The following is an 18,091-nucleotide window of genomic DNA, read 5'->3' as shown; positions in this document are numbered from 1 at the left end:
TTATCGCAGCATGCTTTTTATCAGTTCTGGCAATATGCCAACTTTTAGCTGTGCCCATGGTGCTGGGTCACGCAGCTGCTGCCAAAACGCATCAAACGGCGGGGCAAAATAGACCAACATGGCGAGCAGTGTATATAGTAATAAATACCACCACTTATCTTTAGGCTGATAAAACTTCATCGCTGTACCTGATGAGCGCTTCATTTTCATATTCGATAAGTTAACACTATATAGCTCGTCCAACGTCAAATGCACTAGCGCGCCACCGAATAAAAATAAACCGTAAAACCAGCTTGCCGTCAGTGGAAGGTGCAAGACGTAGTAGCTTAAATAGGTCAGTCCCAAACCCAAAATTGCCATATAAGGCACGGAGTGAATCACGCCGCGATGCACGGTCATGTTGGTAAAAATAGAGAAAACCACATAACGCATAAAGCCGTAGCCTGCCAGCCATAATGCAATCAGGGCGAGCAAACTCAGCTCACTGCGCCAATGCATGACCAAACCAAAGGCAAAAATAAACGAAGTAATATTAAACCCAAGCTTAATCGGTGTGGAGTTATCAGAATCCAAATCAGGCAGCAGCCCACCGATAGTGCCGAGCGCCACGCAAACTAAAAACCCCGAATCATCAATCAATCCCGCTTTATAAACCGTCAAACTGAGTGTACCACTGACCATGAATGCAACATTCAGGTGGGTGTTAAAATTTGCCATAAAAACTCATCAATAAGTAGCGCGCGAAACGATTGTTTTGAGGCGTTTGCCTAGCGGTAAAAAAGCGCACCATAATAGCATAGAGCAGCCAAACGTCTAACAGATAAGGATCGTATGCCGCGACTGGTTTACCCATTACCTTTGATTCTAATATTTCTTTGGAAAATATATTGATACTTAATAATAGAACGTTAACCCCTTGTTACGTTTACGATTATGCCACGATTTGACAACGTCTAGACGTTAACAAAGCGCCGCCGTTTTGTTATGGTAAAAGAGCGTTATTGTTAAGTCCTAAAGAGTCACTTAGCTATTTTGTTAACTCAACTTTATATTCTACTGTGTCAAATAATAATGATTTTGAATACAACTCGTACAATCATCTATCTAGCCACCAATCCTCAGCATAAACCTATAACCGTTTGGGCTTAGGATCTATAACAATGATAAGGAAGCTACCATGAGTGATATTTTTAATGTAAAAGACACCATTTCGGTCGCGGGCAAGGAACATGCCTATTACAGTTTGCCAAAGCTGACCGAAACTTTTGAGCACATCAGCAAATTGCCATTTTGCATGAAAATCGTCTTAGAAAACCTATTACGTAATGAAGATGATGGTCAATCTGTCGGCAAAAACCATATCGAAGCGGTTGCTAACTGGGATGCAGGTGCAGAAGCGTCAAAAGAGATCGCCTTTATGCCAGCCCGTGTGGTCTTGCAAGATTTTACGGGTGTACCGTCAGTTGTCGATTTGGCAGCGATGCGTGATGCCGTGGTTGAGCTGGGCGGTCGTGCTGAGCAAATTAACCCCTTTATCCCAAGTGAATTGGTGGTTGACCACTCCGTACAGGTTGATGCTTATGGTCGAGAAGATGCACTAGACTTGAACGAAAAAATTGAATTTAAACGTAACAATGAACGTTATGAATTCCTGCATTGGGGTCGTAATGCGTTTAAAAATTTTGTGGTCGTACCACCAGCGACGGGTATTGTGCATCAGGTTAACCTTGAATACTTAGCTCGTGTTGTAATGGCTGCTGATGTCAATGTTGATGGTAAAAGTGAGCTGACGGCTTATCCTGATACGGTATTTGGTACTGATAGTCACACGACGATGATTAATGGTATTGGCGTGCTTGGTTGGGGTGTCGGCGGTATTGAAGCGGAAGCGGCAATGCTCGGTCAACCGTCATCAATGCTGATTCCACAAGTGGTTGGCTTTGAGCTAAAAGGTAAACTCACTGAAGGCGTTACCGCGACAGATTTGGTATTGCGTGTGGTTGAAATGCTACGTGCGCATGGTGTGGTTGGTAAATTCGTTGAGTTTTATGGCGAAGGCTTACACAGTATGCCACTGGCAGATCGTGCGACGATTGCCAATATGTCACCAGAATATGGCGCAACCTGTGGTATTTTCCCGATTGACCAAATGGCGATTGATTATTTGCGTCTATCAGGTCGTGAAGAAAGTCAGATTGAGTTGGTCGAAAAGTATGCTAAGGCGCAAGGTTTATGGCACGATGCTGATACGCCAGCAGCGACTTATTCAAGTAAGTTAGAGCTCGATTTATCATCGGTACAGCCTGCACTTGCCGGTCCGAACTTGCCACAGCAGCGTATCAATCTATCTGATATGCACGAAAAATTTGGCGAAACGCTCGAGAAAATGACTAAAGACCGCAAATCAGAAGTCGAAGGCAAGGTACGCTTTGATGAAGAAGGCGGCGAGCAAGAGCAAGCGGATAGACTCTATGCTAAGCCTAATGTTTTCTCTGACGTCAATATCGATGATAAGAGCCATAAATTGCGTGATGGTTCTGTTGTTATCGCAGCGATTACCTCATGTACCAATACCTCCAACCCTGCGGTGATGATTGGCGCGGGATTAGTGGCGAAAAAAGCCGCTGCAAAAGGTCTAAAAGCCAAGCCTTGGGTCAAAACTTCATTGGCACCCGGTTCGAAAGTCGTCACCGATTATCTTGAAAAATCTAAGTTAATGGACGAGCTTGAAAAAACAGGCTTCTATTTAGTGGGTTATGGTTGTACCACTTGCATTGGTAACTCAGGGCCGCTCTTAGAGTCGATTGAAAAAGGTATCGAAGAAAAAGACTTAGTCGCTGCTGCCGTGTTGTCAGGTAACCGTAACTTTGAAGGTCGTATTCACTCACATGTAAAAGCGAGCTACTTAGCATCACCACCACTCGTTGTCGCTTATGCGCTGGCAGGTACGGTCGATATTGATTTAACGACGCAGCCTTTAGGACAAGATCAAGATGGCAAAGATGTCTTCTTGAAAGATATTTGGCCAACGTCAGATGAGATCAATGAGCTGATTGCCAATAATATCGATGCGGATATGTTCCGCAAAAATTACGGCGAAGTGTTTGACGGTAGTGCCGCATGGAACGCTATTAGCTCAGCCGATAGCCAGTTGTATCCGTGGAGCGAAGCGTCTACTTATATCAAAAACCCGCCGTTCTTTGATGGTATGACCATGGAGTCAGAAGGTATTCCTGATATCGAAGGCGCACGCATCTTAGGGTTGTTCGGTGATTCAATCACCACTGACCATATCTCACCAGCCGGTAATATCGATCCAGATTCGCCAGCAGGTAAGTACTTGCAAGCGCGCGGTGTGATGCAAGCCGACTTCAATAGCTATGGCTCACGCCGTGGTAATGATGCGGTCATGACGCGTGGTACTTTCGCCAATATCCGTATCAAAAATACCATGATGGCTGGCAAAGAGGGCGGCTATACTTATTACTTCAACGGCGATAGCGCCACTCTACAAGACGGCGAAGAAATGGCCATCTATGATGCGGCAATGAAGTATAAAGAAGACAAGCGTCCGCTCGTGGTACTTGGCGGCGCAGAATATGGTTCTGGCTCTAGCCGTGACTGGGCAGCGAAAGGGACGATTTTGCTTGGCGTAAAAGCAGTATTGACCAGCTCGTTCGAACGTATTCACCGCTCCAACCTCGTCGGTATGGGTGTACTACCATTAACCTTTAAAGATGGTGAAAATGCAGAAACTTATAATCTAGACGGCTCTGAAGTGCTTAGCATTACAGGTCTAGATAATGGCGAGAGCAAGACCGCCAAAGTCACGGCCACACGTGCCGATGGTTCGTCTGAGAGCTTTGATGTCAATGTTATGCTACAAACGCCAAAAGAGCGCGAGTACGTGCGTCATGGTGGCGTGTTGCACTATGTGCTACGTCAATTGGCTGCTGAGAGTAAAAACGCAGCGTAACGGTCAATTGAGCTTAGTATGATAAAAAGCCCAATTCCAGTTAAAGTAGGGGATAGGGCTTTTTTATTATCTGGGAAAAGGGAAGCACGTATCTGCAAATCTATTCCCATGAACTATCTAAAGTTTTCATTCCAGCTCTCCTTAAATATTTTATTTAAGAATGCTTCTTTATTGATACTGCCGTCATTGTTTAAGCAGGTCTTATCGACAAAAAGATAATTCGTCCAACTGATATCAGGAGACAATTCATTGATTTCATTTACGATATCAACTTCACTACTTTCAGAGAAATCTCTCATAACAAGTTTTTGTGCCAACTCTAAAATGCGACTCTTTGTTTTATACTCATGAGAATTTGGATACTCAGAAATTTTATCAAAAAATTTCTCATAATTGATACTTAAGTCTTCGTTTACATATTCATCACTCCAGAATATATAGTCACTCCAAAATGGGTCAGGAGACAGTTTGTCTAGTTCACGCTTTATTGCTACTTGCCTTGACTCTGAGCATGGAGTATTAATTAACTCTTCAAGTAATAAAGTGATTTTTTGCTTAGTATCATCGTTCATTATTATTTCCTCTGCTATTTATTCCAATGGTTTCAACCTTTCTCAGTCAACAGCCTAATTCCCAAGCCAATAAATACCACACCGCTTATCTTGTTTAAAATGGCTTCGATAGAGGGGTTTTTTCTCAGGTTTTCACTGAATTTTGATGCCAATAATGCTAAGCACAAGCACCATATAAAGCCAGTGACAGCAAAGGTCAGTCCTAAAATGACGAACGACACCATACTATAAGCATAACTGGCATCGATAAATTGAGGGAAGAACGCCAAAAAGAATAATGCGACTTTTGGATTAAAGGTATTGGTGAGTACACCTTGCTTATATATTTGCCAGTGATCTAAAGGCTGAACGGGCTTTGGCTTCTCGTCATCCTGCAAACTCGCGGCTATCAAAGGCTGTTGTTTACTTATGAGCATTTTGACGCCTAGATAGCACAAATAGCTGGCACCAATATATTTTACGAGCATAAATGCCGTAGGGGAGTTAGCCAGCAACACGGACAATCCTAGCGAAGCCAATAGCGTATGCACCAAAATGCCTGAAGTAATACCCAAAACAGAATAAAACCCTGCCGTTTGCCCCTGCGAAATACTACGGGTAATGATGTACATGCTGTCCGTGCCTGGGGTCAGGTTTAACAAAATAGCTGCCATGATAAACCCTAGATAGTTCTCAATCCCGAACATGGTTAAAACGTCCTTGTGTTAAGCCTAAAAATTTGTACGTTATAAAGTATTTATACATTCTATAAAATCCTTATAGGATTGATGGTAGCGAGGATCTTACGGGTTGGCAATAGAATAAATCATTCAATAAATAATGATATTAAAAACTATAAAGTAGGTTATGGCTTCAGTCTTTATCGAAATCAATAAAACGTAAATATCTTATAAAATCGCAGATACCGCAATGTGAACTCTGATAAGATATCAGAGATTAGTAAGACATTTGTTGATAATAAGGATTTGAGATGAAACGTTTGGCTTATACCATTGCTGTATCTGTTTTGGTCACGACTGTTGGGATAAATGCCGCGCATGCCGAGAGAGTTTGCAAAGTAACAGATCCGACGGGTACTCCACTAAACATTCGCGACGAGCCTAATGGCAAGATTATTAATAAGCTGCGTAATGATCGCGAGGTGTATGTCACAGATACTACTTATGATAATAAAAATCGTCCATGGGTATATTTAGAAGGCTATTACAAGGGCGAATACAGGCGTTGGGGCTGGGCGATTAGAGAGTTTGTCTCTTGTTATGATCGTTGATATGACAATTTACCGATTTTAGAGGATAGTCATGTGATTTATAAGTATGTGTTCTTATTTGCTATGTCTTTTTTGATTTGCTCGTGTAGCACGGGTATGAATACAGCAAACGCAGAAGCTTCTGACAGTAGTATAAAAATCGAGAAACACTCTGACGCAAATATAAGAGAAATCGAGATTGGTAAATCTTTTAGTCTAAAGAAAATTAAAAGCATGACCACGTTCGGCGGTGAGTTTAAGAAACTTTATAACGTTGAGTGTGGCGGGTTTTTTACCGAAGAAGAAGTAGGCGAGAGTTACGACGAAGCGATTTATCAGTATGGCAACATGGAAGTTGATATCACAGGTGATCAGGGTGCTATCATGAAAATAGTGGGCATTCCCGACGGGCTTCATATTAGATACCATGAATTATTGGTCGATAACAACTTCAATCCTAAAAGCTTAAACCTTCAACAATTTGAAGTTGATAAATATAAAGCGACTGCTTCAGACAAAACCGTTAGTATAAAGTCCACTGATATAAAAACAGCTTACGATACGATGTATTCCATCTATGAAAAGACGAGTGATGACATTCTATACCTAAGTTTCCTAGACAACAAGCTGGTTGCTATTAGAGTGCTAGTACAGTGTTGATTGATACTCTTAAATAAAGACCAATAGACATAAAAAAGCCCAGTCACCGTATGATGACTGGGCTTTTTTATTGTTCGCTTATTAGTCTAACCTGATGCTTAAAGGTGCTAAGCAAAAGTGCTAATAAGTGACGCCGAATAGTGGCGTCCCCAGGGGGATTCGAACCCCCGTTACCGCCGTGAAAGGGCGGTGTCCTAGGCCTCTAGACGATGGGGACGCATAGAGTGTTATAACCAATGGTTACAACGGTACTTCACAATATCAGATAGCTTAATAAATAAGCATTGCCTAGGTGCTGATATCGTCCTACTAGCGAGTATTTATGGTTACGTTTCAGTAGTACTGAGCGTTGCAATAAATAGTATGGTGGAGCTAAACGGAGTCGAACCGTTGACCCCTTGCATGCCATGCAAGTGCTCTACCAACTGAGCTATAGCCCCTCGCTAAGAGTGTGCGTATTTTATGCAAGACCGGGAGTCCTGTCAACTACTATTTTAAAAATAATGCATAAATATTTGAGAAAAAGCGTTTAAAGCTATTTTAGCTACTTAATAAGCCCAAATTAGCGTGGATTTTGCTTGATGGCAATCTCTTTTAGGGCTTTATCGGTAAAGAATTCTTCCTCAGTGAGGTTAGAGCTGCTGTCAGAAAAAATAATGGCGCAGCATTCCGTTGGGATATATTGACCACCTTTTTCTCGGATTGTTCTGATGCCTTTAAAGCCAATGATGTCAGATTCTTTCAATCGATCGACATTATGATTGGTATAACTGCAGTAAGTGGTGTATATCCACTTTAAATCTTCAAAGTCCTGACCGGTTGTCAGGGTAAGTTTTGCATTATAAAGCTCTTTTACGATGGCATCATAGTATTTCTGTGCTTCTTTGAGCGTGCTAAAGACATAGTCTTTGCTTTCGATGGTGACGGTCTTGGCGGCCATGTTTATTTCCAATTAAAAGGTTTGATACAGGATATTTAATAATAGTTGAAGGGTAGTAGTACCTATTAATTATAAAAAAAGGGTCAGAACTGGGCTGACCCTTCTAAATTCATAAATTTTAGCTAATCGATTGTTTAGTAGATGAGTTATTCAGCTTCTAAACTATTCTGCAGCCAAAAAATCTGGCAACTCAGCCGCTTGTTTCTCAAGTTTTTTTAGTTTCTTTTTACCGAGGCCACCCAGTACATCAACAGCATGACGCAAGCGAGTCAAGGTCATATCTGCACCGATGATTGCCATAGAATTCATGACTGGCGTCGATGAGGTGCTACCAGCGATAGCGATAAAGAACGGTGCCATAAAGTCACGCATTTTAATATCAAGATGGGCAGCAAGACCTTTTAGCGTGGCGTAAATATTTTCTTCCGTCCACGTTGGTAAGGTTTCTAGCTGCCATAATGACAGTTGGAGCATCTCGATAATTTGCTCAGGCGTGAGCGATTTATGAGTAAAGCTCTCAGCATTGATATCAGGTAAGTTCTGGAAATAGAAACCACCCCAATTAACTGCATCAGATAACAGCTCAATACGAGGCTGAATCGCCGCTGCGATAGCGGTTAATTTATCGCTGTTACTTGCCCAGTCGAGGATTTTGTTTTTGAGTTCTTCAGGGGTTAGCGCACGTAGCCATTCGGCGTTAAGCCAATTGAGCTTTTCGATATCGAAAATAGGGCCGCCAAGGGACACACGCTGAATATCAAAGCTGGCAATCATTTCCTCTAAGGTAAATTTCTCCGCTTCGTCAGGCATCGAGTAGCCCATACGACCAAGGTAGTTAAGCAGCGCTTCAGGTAGTACACCAGCATCACGATAGTAAGTGATAGAGGTTGGGTTTTTACGCTTAGACAGTTTTGATTTATCTGGGTTACGCAGCAGTGGCATATGGCAAAGCACAGGCATCTCCCAACCAAAATACTCATAAAGCAGCTGATGTTTAGGCGCAGAGTTGAGCCACTCTTCACCACGCAACACATGGCTGATATCCATCAAATGGTCATCGACAACGTTGGCTAAATGGTATGTTGGCATGCCGTCGGTTTTTAGCAGCACCTGCATATCGACTTGCGTCCAAGGAATTTCAACCGTACCGCGTAACATGTCATGTACTTGACAGACGCCTTCGGTAGGCACACGCATACGAATGACATGCGGTTTGCCCTCACTGACCAATTGCGCAGTTTTTTCAGAGGCTAAATGGGCACAGCGACCGTCATAACGTGGTGTTTCACCATTGGCCATTTGCGCAGCACGCATGGCATCGAGCTCTTCACTGGTACAAAAGCAGCGAAACGCATGATCGTTTTCTATGAGCTGTTCGGCGTGCTTTTTATAAATATCACTACGCTCGCTCTGACGATAAGGCGCGTGCGGGCCACCAATATCTGGACCTTCCGCCCAGTCGAGACCGACCCAACGCAGCGCATCCAAAATCATTTTTTCAGATTGTTCGGTTGAGCGCGTTTGATCCGTATCTTCGATACGTAAAATAAACTCGCCGCCGTGGGCTTTGGCAAAGGCTAAATTAAATAGGGCAATATAAGCGGTGCCGACATGCGGAAAGCCAGTAGGCGATGGCGCAATGCGGGTGCGGACAGGGCGCGTGCTGTTAGTTGAAGTCGATGATTGCATCATAAAATTCTCAGAATAGGCTAGTTAATGAATATGGCAGTGAAAAATGAAAAAAATAGCTGTTAAAAATATTAATAATAAATGTGAATAACACGTTTGAATAAAAAATACGGCACAAACAATAGCCGTCAATGTAGAAAAATAGCGTAAAATATAGCGCTAGTATAACAGAGAGATGGAATATTTTTAACGAAATGCCCGTCTAGCGCTTGACTACCCGTGTATCCTTGCGATAATAATGTTAGGCAAGTCATAACTTGTTTATTTTCATCTGATTTTTCACTCTTACTGACCAAAATGGTCGTCATCTACTGAGTCGTTTGTGTCCATATTGAATAATAAGCCAAAAAATACGCCGAATACTAAGCAAGATTCTAAAATGAATCCTTCTTTAGCCACTGTTAATGCTGCATCAGAGGCTGAGCTGTCTGCTGTGGAAAACGATTTTGTGGTAGAGAGTGACTCTACTAATCAGCCGACGCAAGAGTCTGTCACTGATAAAGCCAACTCTGATGAATTGAGCTTTGTTCATGATGCGGTGCTATTGCAAGAAACCGTCGCGGCAGTGCTGGGTGTCAAAGCGCTACCTAAGCAAACAGACGATGCAGAACAAAGCAGTGACAATCAAAATAGCTTGCAGATGAGTGGCGTCTACGTTGATGGAACCTTCGGGCGTGGTGGTCATAGTCGATTATTATTAAGCCAGTTAGCCGATGATGCAACCTTGATTGTTTTTGATAAGGATCCAACCGCTATTAGCGTTGCTCGCGAATTGGCAAAGACCGATAGTCGCGTAAAAGTGGTGCACGATAGTTTTGCGACGTTGACGAATAGTCTAGCGGCAATGGGTATCATGCAAGTTGATGGCTTAATGGCAGATTTGGGTATTTCATCGCCGCAAATTGATGATGGCAGTCGTGGTTTTAGTTTTATGCGTGACGGTGCGGTCGATATGCGTATGGACACCAGTCGTGGGCAGTCGGTCGCTGAGTGGTTAGAAAAAGTCGATGATGAAACCTTGGCCAATGTGCTTTATGATTTTGGCGAAGAGCGTCATAGTCGCCGTATCGCCCGTGCTATTAAGCAGATGGACAGTTATGACTCTACTTTGGCATTGGCTGAAGTGATTAAAGTGGCGCATCCTAATTGGCAGCGCGGTAAGCATCCAGCGACTCAGAGTTTTCAGGCGATGCGCATTTTTATTAACAATGAGCTTGGCGATGTTGACGACTTTTTAGAACAAAGCATTCCGATTTTAAAGTCAGGCGGGCAGCTGGCAGTGATTAGTTTTCACTCATTAGAAGATCGCCGTATCAAGCAGTTTTTGCAGCGTCATAGTAAAGGCCAATATCCAGAGGATGAGAATTTGCCGATGCCGCCCAATCGTCCACGCTACTTTAGCAAGCCTAAACGCGTGGGTCCAAGCAAAGCTGAAACCAGTCAAAACCCACGCGCGCGTAGTGCGTGGTTGCGCATGGCGACTCGTACTGATACCGACTATCTACACAGTGTTGAGCAATAACACAGGTAGTGTGATGTTATAGAGAGGGTGTTTGGCTGCGTTGCTGGTGATTGGTTACTGGCAATTAAGTAGGATAGAAAGTCTGAATACTTACGCGGCTGTTAAAAATCTGTAAACATTATCTGCTAGGCTCGGCTGTTCCTTTTTCGTTTGGTTTTACTTTATTGATGGTTCTGTACAAAGCGTCTTACCGCTCTAAAACAGTTGCCAATTTTCATACTTGAAGTCCACTTTTTGAGAGCGTCATGGCAATATCTGACAAACCCGCAAACCGTCGTGCTGCAATGCCGCATAACACCGATATCGGCGAGCTATTTGTACGCCGATTTAATGTGGTTAGTATCTATGTAGTGGTGCTATTGCTATTGGCAGTGGCGATTGTGTGGAGCGGTATCAAAACAGCCGAAGGCGTTCAGCAATATCATCAGGATTATAAAACCTTGCAAGACATGAAAAAACAAGAGCGTAATCTGCAAGTCGAACATCAACGTTTGCTCATTGAACAGCAGACTTTTAGTGCGACGCCGCAAATTGCTAGCCGTGCGGTGGCTGAACTGGGTATGTTTTCACCGACGCTAAAAGATAAGCTCATTATCCAGCCGGGTGTTGCCACAGCACAGGTGCCAGTCGTTGATACTGACTCAGATGAGGATAAGTCTGACGTTATCGAACCACGGGCTGCTACGGATATATCGCCTGACGCTCCTATCACCAATACCACGGTAGCGGAGGCAGGACAATGAGTGATAAAAAGCCTAATGCCAATAGTGGTAAAACGACCGCAAAAAATGCGAATAAAAAGCCAACTAGCGGTAAGGTTACTAAGCCCTTACGTCCTGCTAGTGCAGCCAAATCGGGGCAAACAGGCAGTACGGCTGAAAAAAAATCCTCTGGCAACCGTAAGGCTAAATTGTTTGATCGATTGAAAAAGAGTGAAGAGCAAGGCGCTTATACCAGTGTCAAAAACCTGAAAAATAAAAGAGGGTTTTTGGGTAAAGCGTCTGGCGCTTCCTCTCGCGGCGGTTTTGAGCAAGACAAAAACCGTTTCCGTACTATTTGGGTCATTGCATTGGTTATCTTGGGTTTGCTGATAGCCCGTGCTTATTATTTACAAGTTGCCAATGCCCAGTTTTATCAAGACAAAGGTGATGAGCTTATCACTAGCGTGCGCACGCAAAAATCCTATCGCGGTATGATTACCGATCGCAATAATTTGCCACTTGCAGTCAGTGCACCACTGGCGACGGTCTCCTTTAGTCCGCATGATTACGCGCGCGAATATTACGAGCTTAAGCGTATTATTATCACCAATCCTGAGAGTCCACAGCTGGTTGCGCGTATGCAAAAGCGTTTGGATAATATGGATCTGACCACGCTTGCAGCTGCTGCGAATATTTCGGTCACTGAGCTGAAAAAAGTTACCGCTATCGACGATAGTATTGATGTAACCGATGAGGCAGCAGTTAAAGCCGCGCTGCCATCGGGTGCAGGCTCGCACTATTTACCGCTACTGAATAAAGTAACGCCTGAGATTGCCCAAAGTGTCAGCACCCTTGATTTTCCTGGCGTCTATGAAAAAAACTTTTTCCAACGTTATTACCCGCAGCCACAACCAAACTCGCAGCTATTGGGCTTTATGGGGCAGAATGTCAGCGACCCTGAAGGTGGTTACGAAGGTCGTGCTGGTATCGAACGCCAATATGAAACTGAGCTGGCAGGTGATGATGGTAAAGTGTTGGTGCTAAAAGATGCCAAACAAAACAGTTTAAAAGAAATTAAACAGATTGAACCAGAAATACCAGGTAAAGATGTGGCGTTGACCATTGATTCGCGCTTGCAGTATTTGCTTTATAAAGAACTAGAGAAAGCAGGGCGTTTGCAAAAAGCGCGCTGGTCAACAGGCATGATTGTTGATGTGCAAACGGGTGAAGTGCTTGCCTTGTCAACATGGCCATCTTTTAATTCTAATAACCTGAATGAGATGACTGGTGAAAACCAACGTAACCGTGCGCTGCTCGATGTCTTTGAACCCGGTTCAGTGATGAAACCATTCACCGTTGCAGCGGCTTTAGACTCAGGAAAATATACCGCCACTACCTTAATCGATACCAATCCTGGCTCTATTCGTGTCCGTGGTTATACCATTCGTGACCATAATAATTTAGGGCGGATCACAATGGCAACGCTATTACAGAAATCTAGTAACGTCGCCTCGACTAAGATTGCTTTGTCTTTACCCGCTGATGGCATTACCAATATGCAAAAGCAATTTGGTTTTGGTTCAAAGACACCGCTACAGTTCCCAGGGGAAGGTAGTGGGCTTGTGGTCACACCAAAAGAAAAAGAAACATCAAGACGGGCAACGGTCAGTTATGGTTATGGTCTACAGGTAACATTGGCTCAGGTCGCGCAGGCTTATTCGGCGCTGGCGGCAGGCGGTGTGATGCACCCATTGACCCTCATTAAAGATGACAAGCCGCAGCCAAGCAAGCGTATCATGGCACACGAGCAAGCGATGTCTATCGTACAAATGATGGAAAGTGTCACCGAACCGGGTGGTACGGCTAAAGGTGCTGCGATTGACGGTTATCGCGTCGCTGGTAAAACAGGAACGTCGCGCCGTATCAATCCAAAAGGTGGCTACTATACTGACCAGTACCGCAACGTTTTTGCGGGTATGGCGCCAGCATCTAACCCAAGATTAGTAGGTGTGATGCTCATCGAAGACCCGCGTGGTCAGATTTATGCTGGTTTAACAGTCGCGCCAGTCTTTCATAATGTCATGAAAGAGGCGCTGCGTTTATACAATGTACCCTTAGATAAGCCGTTAAAAACGGAAGATTTATAGGCTTAAACGTAAGTTTTTTAAGTGTTCAGTTTTTAACTATTTGATGTGTTTTAACCGTATAGGATTTGCCAATGACCCTGTCACCCTCGTCGCCAAGCATTACCCCAGTCACCTTGCAGCAGCTGACTGAATCTAGTAGTAGCAATAGCAGGCATGGTGTAGGTATAGAGCAGGCGTTGCAAAAACTATCGACTCAGACGACATTGATTGGGGCGGATTCAAAACCAATGAATTCGTTTCTTGATATTCCATTCCTGCAGTTTCGTTTAGACAGTCGTCAGCTAGAGCCGAACGATGTGTTTGTGTTATTAAAAAGCCACATACCAAACTGTCAAAAAAGTCGTGACTACCTCTATCAAGCCGCTAACAATGCGGCTTTTATCCTATCAGAAATAGATCCTACGGCTTTACTTAACACGACTAGTGTATCAAATCACGCCGATATCACTTTATCGAATGATAGTACTGCTAAAGCGCAGCAGCAATTAGCAGCACTGCCTTGCCCTGTTTTATACGTGCCCAATATTCGTGATTTTTTAGGGACACTCATTCAAGCACGTTTTCAATATCAGCAGCCCGTGACCTTGCCAACGGTGGTCGCGGTGACGGGCACCAATGGCAAAACGACTATCAGTCAATTGGTGGCGCAGTTGACGCAGCTGACAGGCATAAGCAGCGCAGTCATGGGCACGGCAGGTAATGGTAGGCTTGGTGCTTTGGTGCAAGCCAGCCATACCACGGGCGATGCTTTAGCAGTTCAGCAATTTTTATATCAAATGGGGACAGAGAATGCTGAATTATTGGCATTGGAAGCCAGCTCACATGGTTTGGATCAGCAGCGTTTACAAGGTATGCCAGTGTCGGTGGCGATTTATACCAATCTTAGCCGTGACCACTTAGACTATCATGCCGATATGGCAGAGTATGCAGCAGCAAAAGCTAGACTGTTTGATAAAGCGCATTTTCCAGATTTGACACACGCTATCATTAATATCGATGATGAACATGGTCAGATTATGCTCGACACCGCACATGCCAGTGATTTAACGGTCTGGACGTACAGTTTAGAATCATCAAAATCTGCGACCTTTGTTGCGGCTGAAATCAAACCAAGCTTAAAAGGTGTCGAGATTACGCTACGTACTGATTTAGGCGATGGCGAAGTTAATCATTTAGGTATCGTCAGCCCATTATTGGGGCGCTTTAATGTTGCCAATTTGCTTGCCGCGATGGCAGCTGCCGTCGCTTTAGGCACTAGCCTTGAGCGTATTGCCGCAGTGGTGCCGCAGCTACAAGGTGCGGTTGGACGTATGCAGCGTGTGCCGTCTAATGATGGCTGCTTTATCGTTGATTATGCGCATACGCCAGATGCCTTAAGCCAAGTGCTTGCCAGCCTAAAGACCCATTGTAAGGGTCAGCTGTGGGCAGTGTTTGGCTGCGGTGGCGACCGTGATGCGGGCAAACGTCCTTTGATGGCGCAAGCAGGATTGGCAGGCGCGGATAAAGTCGTGTTAACGGCAGACAATCCACGCACTGAAGATCCCAATGCAATATTGCAAGATATGCAAGCAGGCATGACGAGTGAGCAATATCAGCGTACCCATATCGAACCTGCGCGCCAAGCAGCGATTGAGTATGCGGTCAATCAAGCCGCGGCTGATGATATTGTCGTTATCGCTGGCAAGGGTCATGAGACCTATCAAGAAATTAACCATATTCGTTATGATTTTGACGACAGTGTTATTTTGCAAAACGCCTTAAAACAAGCAGGGCGTGTATAGCATTTATAGATAAATAATAGCGCTTACAGTTAGTTTTTCATGCTTTTTAAGAAGTATTGCTCGTTAACTATAAAAAATAAATAAGTAGTCATCATATATAAGGTAATCATTATGACAGCCGACAACGATAACAGCATTCAGTCGCAAGGGCTGTATGTTTGGCAAGCAGACAATCTGCTCGCAGCAACCGCAGTACTCGATGGGCATTGGCAGCTGAGTGAAGGGCAATCCGACTCAGAAAACAATTCAGTAAATGATGTAATGAGCACTCGTATCGCCACCGATACCCGTACGATAAAACCTGGTGATATATTTTTAGCGTTATCGGGTGATAATTTTGATGGTCACGATTATATCGATACTGCCATCGCGCAAGGTGCGGTTGCGGCTATCGTCGCCCGCCCTATTGCTACGGCTGATGCAAATAGCATTCCGCAGCTAGTAGTGAGCGACACCCGTTTGGCGCTAGGACAATTGGCTGCGTATCGTCGTCAACAGCATCAAAATTTAACCGTCATTGCTATTACTGGCTCTAGCGGTAAGACCACCTGTAAAGAGATGCTGGGTAGTATCTTTGGCAGACTAGCACCGACATTGATTACCCGTGGTAACCTAAATAATGACTTGGGTGTGCCGATGATGTTGCTCGAATTATCCGACCATCATCGCTATGCCATCCTAGAGCTTGGTGCAAACCATATTGGAGAAATTGCTTATACTACCGAGATTGTAAAGCCAGATGTCGCGTGTATTTTAAATATTGGTACGGCGCATTTGGGTGAGTTTGGTAGCCGTGAAGGGATTTGCCAAACCAAGGCTGAGATTTACCATACCTTGAATGACAGCCAATTTGCGATCGTTCCTGATAAAGATGATTTTACCAATCAATTACGCCGTATCGCTGAAAAATATACGTCACACGTGATTGGTTTTGGTAATACTGATGTCAGTGCCAGCCATTTAGATGTCGAGCCTGAGCGCAGTGAATTTAAGCTGCATATCGGCAATCAAGTCCATGATATCAACTTGCCACTAGCGGGCGAGCACAATGTCAATAATGCTTTAGCCGCTGCTGCTTGTGCCCATGCACTAAATATCGATGTTAGTGATATCGTCGTCGGACTTGAAAATGCGCGTCCTGCTAAAGGGCGCTTGAACAGTCAATTACTGGGTATGCATCGCTTGATTGATGATACCTATAATGCCAATCCGCATTCGGTGCGAGCGGCAGCAAAAGTACTAGCGGCGCAAACGGGCACGCAAGTCATGGTGCTGGGCGATATCGCAGAACTGGGAGAGGCGGCGGTTAGCGAGCATCAAAGCTTGGGTCGTACGATCGCGACAACGGGCATCAATGTGCTGCTGTGTGTTGGTGAATACGCGCCTTTTACCGTGGCGGGTGCACAAGAGGTTTCTGACATCAATGCCCATGCGTTTACCGATAAAGACAGTTTATTGGCGTATTTGAAGCCGTATTTGCAAGCACAGCAGGCGCAGCCTTGTACGGTGCTGTTTAAAGGTTCTCGTTCCATGCAAATGGAAACCCTTATCAATGCGCTAATCGAGGAGTAGGCGGTGTTAGTTTGGTTGTTTGGCTGGCTTGGCCAGTATTACACGCCGTTTTCTGCGGTTTCTTCGTTGACGCTGCGAGCGTTACTCGCGGTCATTACCGCCCTCGCATTTAGCATGTTTTTTGGTGGGCCTGTCATTCGACGTCTGCGTGCACTGAAATATGGTCAAGCGATTCGCAATGATGGTCCGCAATCGCATTTGGCGAAAACTGGTACGCCGACCATGGGTGGGGTGCTGATTTTAAGTGCGATTGGCGTGTCCACCTTACTATGGGCGCGTTTGAATAACCCGTACGTTTGGATTTTGCTCATTGTTATGATTATCTTTGGTGCGGTCGGCTGGGCAGATGATTGGCTAAAAATTAAGTATAAAGATCCCAAAGGCTTAATTGCTCGTAAGAAATACTTTTGGCTCTCTATGGGTGCTTTGTTCGTCGGTGTGTCTTTGTATTATATCGCCACCTTGCAGCCAGATATTGCGACTACGCGTGAGATGCAGGATTTGCTGCTACCGATTTTTAAAGATTGGATGATTCCTTTTTCGGCAGTGCCGTTTGGTATTGGCTTTATTATCTTTACCTACTTTGTGATTAATGGTGCTTCTAACGCCGTCAACTTAACCGATGGTTTGGATGGTTTAGCTATTTTGCCCGTGGTCTTGGTCGCGGCAGGTTTGGGCGCGATGGCTTATGTATCAGGTGATGTACGCTTTGCTGATTACTTGCATGTGCCTTATATTGCCTATAACTCCGAGGTTCTCATTGTCTGTGGTTCGATGATTGGTGCAGGGCTTGGTTTTTTATGGTTCAACGCCCATCCAGCCCAAGTATTTATGGGCGATGTGGGGGCGCTTGCTCTTGGGGCGATGCTCGGTACGATTGCCGTTATGACCCGCCAAGAAATTGCTTTTGCTATTATGGGTGGTCTATTTGTCGCCGAAGCACTGTCGGTCATGCTACAGGTTGGCTCGTATAAGCTGCGTAAAAAGCGCGTCTTTCGGATGGCACCATTGCATCATCACTTTGAAGAAATTGGCTGGAAAGAAACGCAAGTGGTGGCAAGGTTTTGGATTATTGCCATTATTCTCGTCATCCTTGGGCTCATGACCTTAAAGCTGCGTTAACACAGCAATATCGCTCGAACATTAATATGAATATCATGTACGCAAAAGCCATCTCACTTTAGTTGAGGTGGCTTTTTTTGTTGCTAATAGTTTGGTTGCTGATAGTTTGTTTTTTGCATTTTCTTTCCTGCATTGTTTATCACGCAGTAAGCCTGAATTT

At 44.4% G+C, this 18,091-nt stretch carries 14 protein-coding genes and 2 tRNA genes; 9 read left to right on the top strand and 7 right to left on the bottom strand.

From position 1 onward, the window contains the following. The gene (locus JFC08_RS05755) at window positions 1-717 is read right to left on the bottom strand and encodes a metal-dependent hydrolase (protein ID WP_193007540.1); all 717 of its coding nucleotides are present in this window, start codon (window positions 715-717) and stop codon (window positions 1-3) included. Window positions 718-1,177: 460 nt separating this feature from the next. Here JFC08_RS05755 and acnA point away from each other — a divergent pair, with 460 nt between their 5' ends. Beyond that, window positions 1,178-3,976, top strand: coding sequence for an aconitate hydratase AcnA (gene acnA, locus JFC08_RS05750; protein ID WP_198330042.1), 2,799 nt, complete (start codon window positions 1,178-1,180; stop codon window positions 3,974-3,976). Between the two features lie 113 nt (window positions 3,977-4,089). Here the strand turns inward: acnA and JFC08_RS05745 are convergent, their stop codons facing one another. Continuing rightward, complete coding sequence (locus JFC08_RS05745) at window positions 4,090-4,548, bottom strand: hypothetical protein (protein ID WP_198330041.1); 459 nt, start codon at window positions 4,546-4,548, stop codon at window positions 4,090-4,092. A 32-nt stretch (window positions 4,549-4,580) separates the two neighbouring features. Further along, window positions 4,581-5,234, bottom strand: coding sequence for a LysE family translocator (locus JFC08_RS05740; protein ID WP_045445803.1), 654 nt, complete (start codon window positions 5,232-5,234; stop codon window positions 4,581-4,583). 284 nt (window positions 5,235-5,518) lie between these two features. On the opposite strand from JFC08_RS05740, the gene JFC08_RS05735 reads away from it, so the two are divergent. Beyond that, window positions 5,519-5,818: a hypothetical protein gene (locus JFC08_RS05735; protein WP_198330040.1), complete on the top strand. Its 300-nt coding sequence runs from the start codon at window positions 5,519-5,521 to the stop codon at window positions 5,816-5,818. A 33-nt stretch (window positions 5,819-5,851) separates the two neighbouring features. Next, window positions 5,852-6,457: a hypothetical protein gene (locus JFC08_RS05730; RefSeq protein ID WP_198330039.1), complete on the top strand. Its 606-nt coding sequence runs from the start codon at window positions 5,852-5,854 to the stop codon at window positions 6,455-6,457. Between the two features lie 141 nt (window positions 6,458-6,598). Here JFC08_RS05730 and JFC08_RS05725 read toward each other — a convergent pair. The 4 genes from JFC08_RS05725 to gltX all read right to left on the bottom strand — a co-directional run bounded on the left by JFC08_RS05725 (window position 6,599) and on the right by gltX (window position 9,089). Further along, a tRNA-Glu gene (locus tag JFC08_RS05725) sits at window positions 6,599-6,674 on the bottom strand. 147 nt (window positions 6,675-6,821) lie between these two features. Continuing rightward, window positions 6,822-6,897: transfer RNA gene (locus JFC08_RS05720), tRNA-Ala, on the bottom strand. Between the two features lie 122 nt (window positions 6,898-7,019). After that, window positions 7,020-7,397: a hypothetical protein gene (locus JFC08_RS05715; protein WP_198330038.1), complete on the bottom strand. Its 378-nt coding sequence runs from the start codon at window positions 7,395-7,397 to the stop codon at window positions 7,020-7,022. Window positions 7,398-7,559: 162 nt separating this feature from the next. Then, window positions 7,560-9,089, bottom strand: coding sequence for a glutamate--tRNA ligase (gene gltX, locus JFC08_RS05710; RefSeq protein WP_198330037.1), 1,530 nt, complete (start codon window positions 9,087-9,089; stop codon window positions 7,560-7,562). A 319-nt stretch (window positions 9,090-9,408) separates the two neighbouring features. Here gltX and rsmH point away from each other — a divergent pair, with 319 nt between their 5' ends. The 6 genes from rsmH (at window position 9,409) to mraY (ending at window position 17,931) form a co-directional block, all read left to right on the top strand. Then, on the top strand, window positions 9,409-10,608 hold the full coding sequence (gene rsmH / locus JFC08_RS05705; RefSeq protein WP_244656502.1) for a 16S rRNA (cytosine(1402)-N(4))-methyltransferase RsmH: 1,200 nt from the start codon (window positions 9,409-9,411) through the stop codon (window positions 10,606-10,608). Between the two features lie 245 nt (window positions 10,609-10,853). Then, window positions 10,854-11,351 carry a cell division protein FtsL gene (gene ftsL, locus JFC08_RS05700; RefSeq protein ID WP_198330036.1) on the top strand — a complete coding sequence of 166 codons (498 nt, stop codon included), beginning with the start codon at window positions 10,854-10,856 and terminating at the stop codon, window positions 11,349-11,351. After that, window positions 11,348-13,456: a peptidoglycan D,D-transpeptidase FtsI family protein gene (locus JFC08_RS05695; protein ID WP_198330035.1), complete on the top strand. Its 2,109-nt coding sequence runs from the start codon at window positions 11,348-11,350 to the stop codon at window positions 13,454-13,456. The genes ftsL and JFC08_RS05695 overlap by 4 nt, the downstream gene beginning before the upstream one ends. A gap of 71 nt (window positions 13,457-13,527) precedes the next feature. Continuing rightward, the gene (locus JFC08_RS05690; RefSeq protein ID WP_198330034.1) at window positions 13,528-15,237 is read left to right on the top strand and encodes a UDP-N-acetylmuramoyl-L-alanyl-D-glutamate--2,6-diaminopimelate ligase; all 1,710 of its coding nucleotides are present in this window, start codon (window positions 13,528-13,530) and stop codon (window positions 15,235-15,237) included. Window positions 15,238-15,348: 111 nt separating this feature from the next. After that, window positions 15,349-16,809: a UDP-N-acetylmuramoyl-tripeptide--D-alanyl-D-alanine ligase gene (locus JFC08_RS05685; protein ID WP_198330033.1), complete on the top strand. Its 1,461-nt coding sequence runs from the start codon at window positions 15,349-15,351 to the stop codon at window positions 16,807-16,809. A 3-nt stretch (window positions 16,810-16,812) separates the two neighbouring features. Next, complete coding sequence (mraY, locus tag JFC08_RS05680; RefSeq protein WP_087813657.1) at window positions 16,813-17,931, top strand: phospho-N-acetylmuramoyl-pentapeptide-transferase; 1,119 nt, start codon at window positions 16,813-16,815, stop codon at window positions 17,929-17,931. The last annotated feature ends 160 nt before the right edge of the window (window positions 17,932-18,091 follow it).

Source organism: Psychrobacter cibarius (assembly GCF_016107535.1).
GTDB lineage: Bacteria > Pseudomonadota > Gammaproteobacteria > Pseudomonadales > Moraxellaceae > Psychrobacter > Psychrobacter cibarius.
Note: the sequence above shows the minus strand (reverse complement) of the source record. Positions and strands in the feature narration are given on the sequence as shown.

What these genes read in the sequence shown, in the direction of transcription:
- JFC08_RS05685 (WP_198330033.1), top strand. Translation starts at nt 15,349, where the DNA reads ATGACAGCCGACAACGATAACAGCATTCAGTCGCAAGGGCTGTATGTT.
- acnA (WP_198330042.1), top strand. Translation starts at nt 1,178, where the DNA reads ATGAGTGATATTTTTAATGTAAAAGACACCATTTCGGTCGCGGGCAAG.
- gltX (WP_198330037.1), bottom strand. Translation starts at nt 9,089, where the DNA reads ATGATGCAATCATCGACTTCAACTAACAGCACGCGCCCTGTCCGCACC.
- JFC08_RS05745 (WP_198330041.1), bottom strand. Translation starts at nt 4,548, where the DNA reads ATGAACGATGATACTAAGCAAAAAATCACTTTATTACTTGAAGAGTTA.
- JFC08_RS05690 (WP_198330034.1), top strand. Translation starts at nt 13,528, where the DNA reads ATGACCCTGTCACCCTCGTCGCCAAGCATTACCCCAGTCACCTTGCAG.
- JFC08_RS05695 (WP_198330035.1), top strand. Translation starts at nt 11,348, where the DNA reads ATGAGTGATAAAAAGCCTAATGCCAATAGTGGTAAAACGACCGCAAAA.
- ftsL (WP_198330036.1), top strand. Translation starts at nt 10,854, where the DNA reads ATGGCAATATCTGACAAACCCGCAAACCGTCGTGCTGCAATGCCGCAT.
- JFC08_RS05735 (WP_198330040.1), top strand. Translation starts at nt 5,519, where the DNA reads ATGAAACGTTTGGCTTATACCATTGCTGTATCTGTTTTGGTCACGACT.
- JFC08_RS05755 (WP_193007540.1), bottom strand. Translation starts at nt 717, where the DNA reads ATGGCAAATTTTAACACCCACCTGAATGTTGCATTCATGGTCAGTGGT.
- JFC08_RS05715 (WP_198330038.1), bottom strand. Translation starts at nt 7,397, where the DNA reads ATGGCCGCCAAGACCGTCACCATCGAAAGCAAAGACTATGTCTTTAGC.
- JFC08_RS05740 (WP_045445803.1), bottom strand. Translation starts at nt 5,234, where the DNA reads ATGTTCGGGATTGAGAACTATCTAGGGTTTATCATGGCAGCTATTTTG.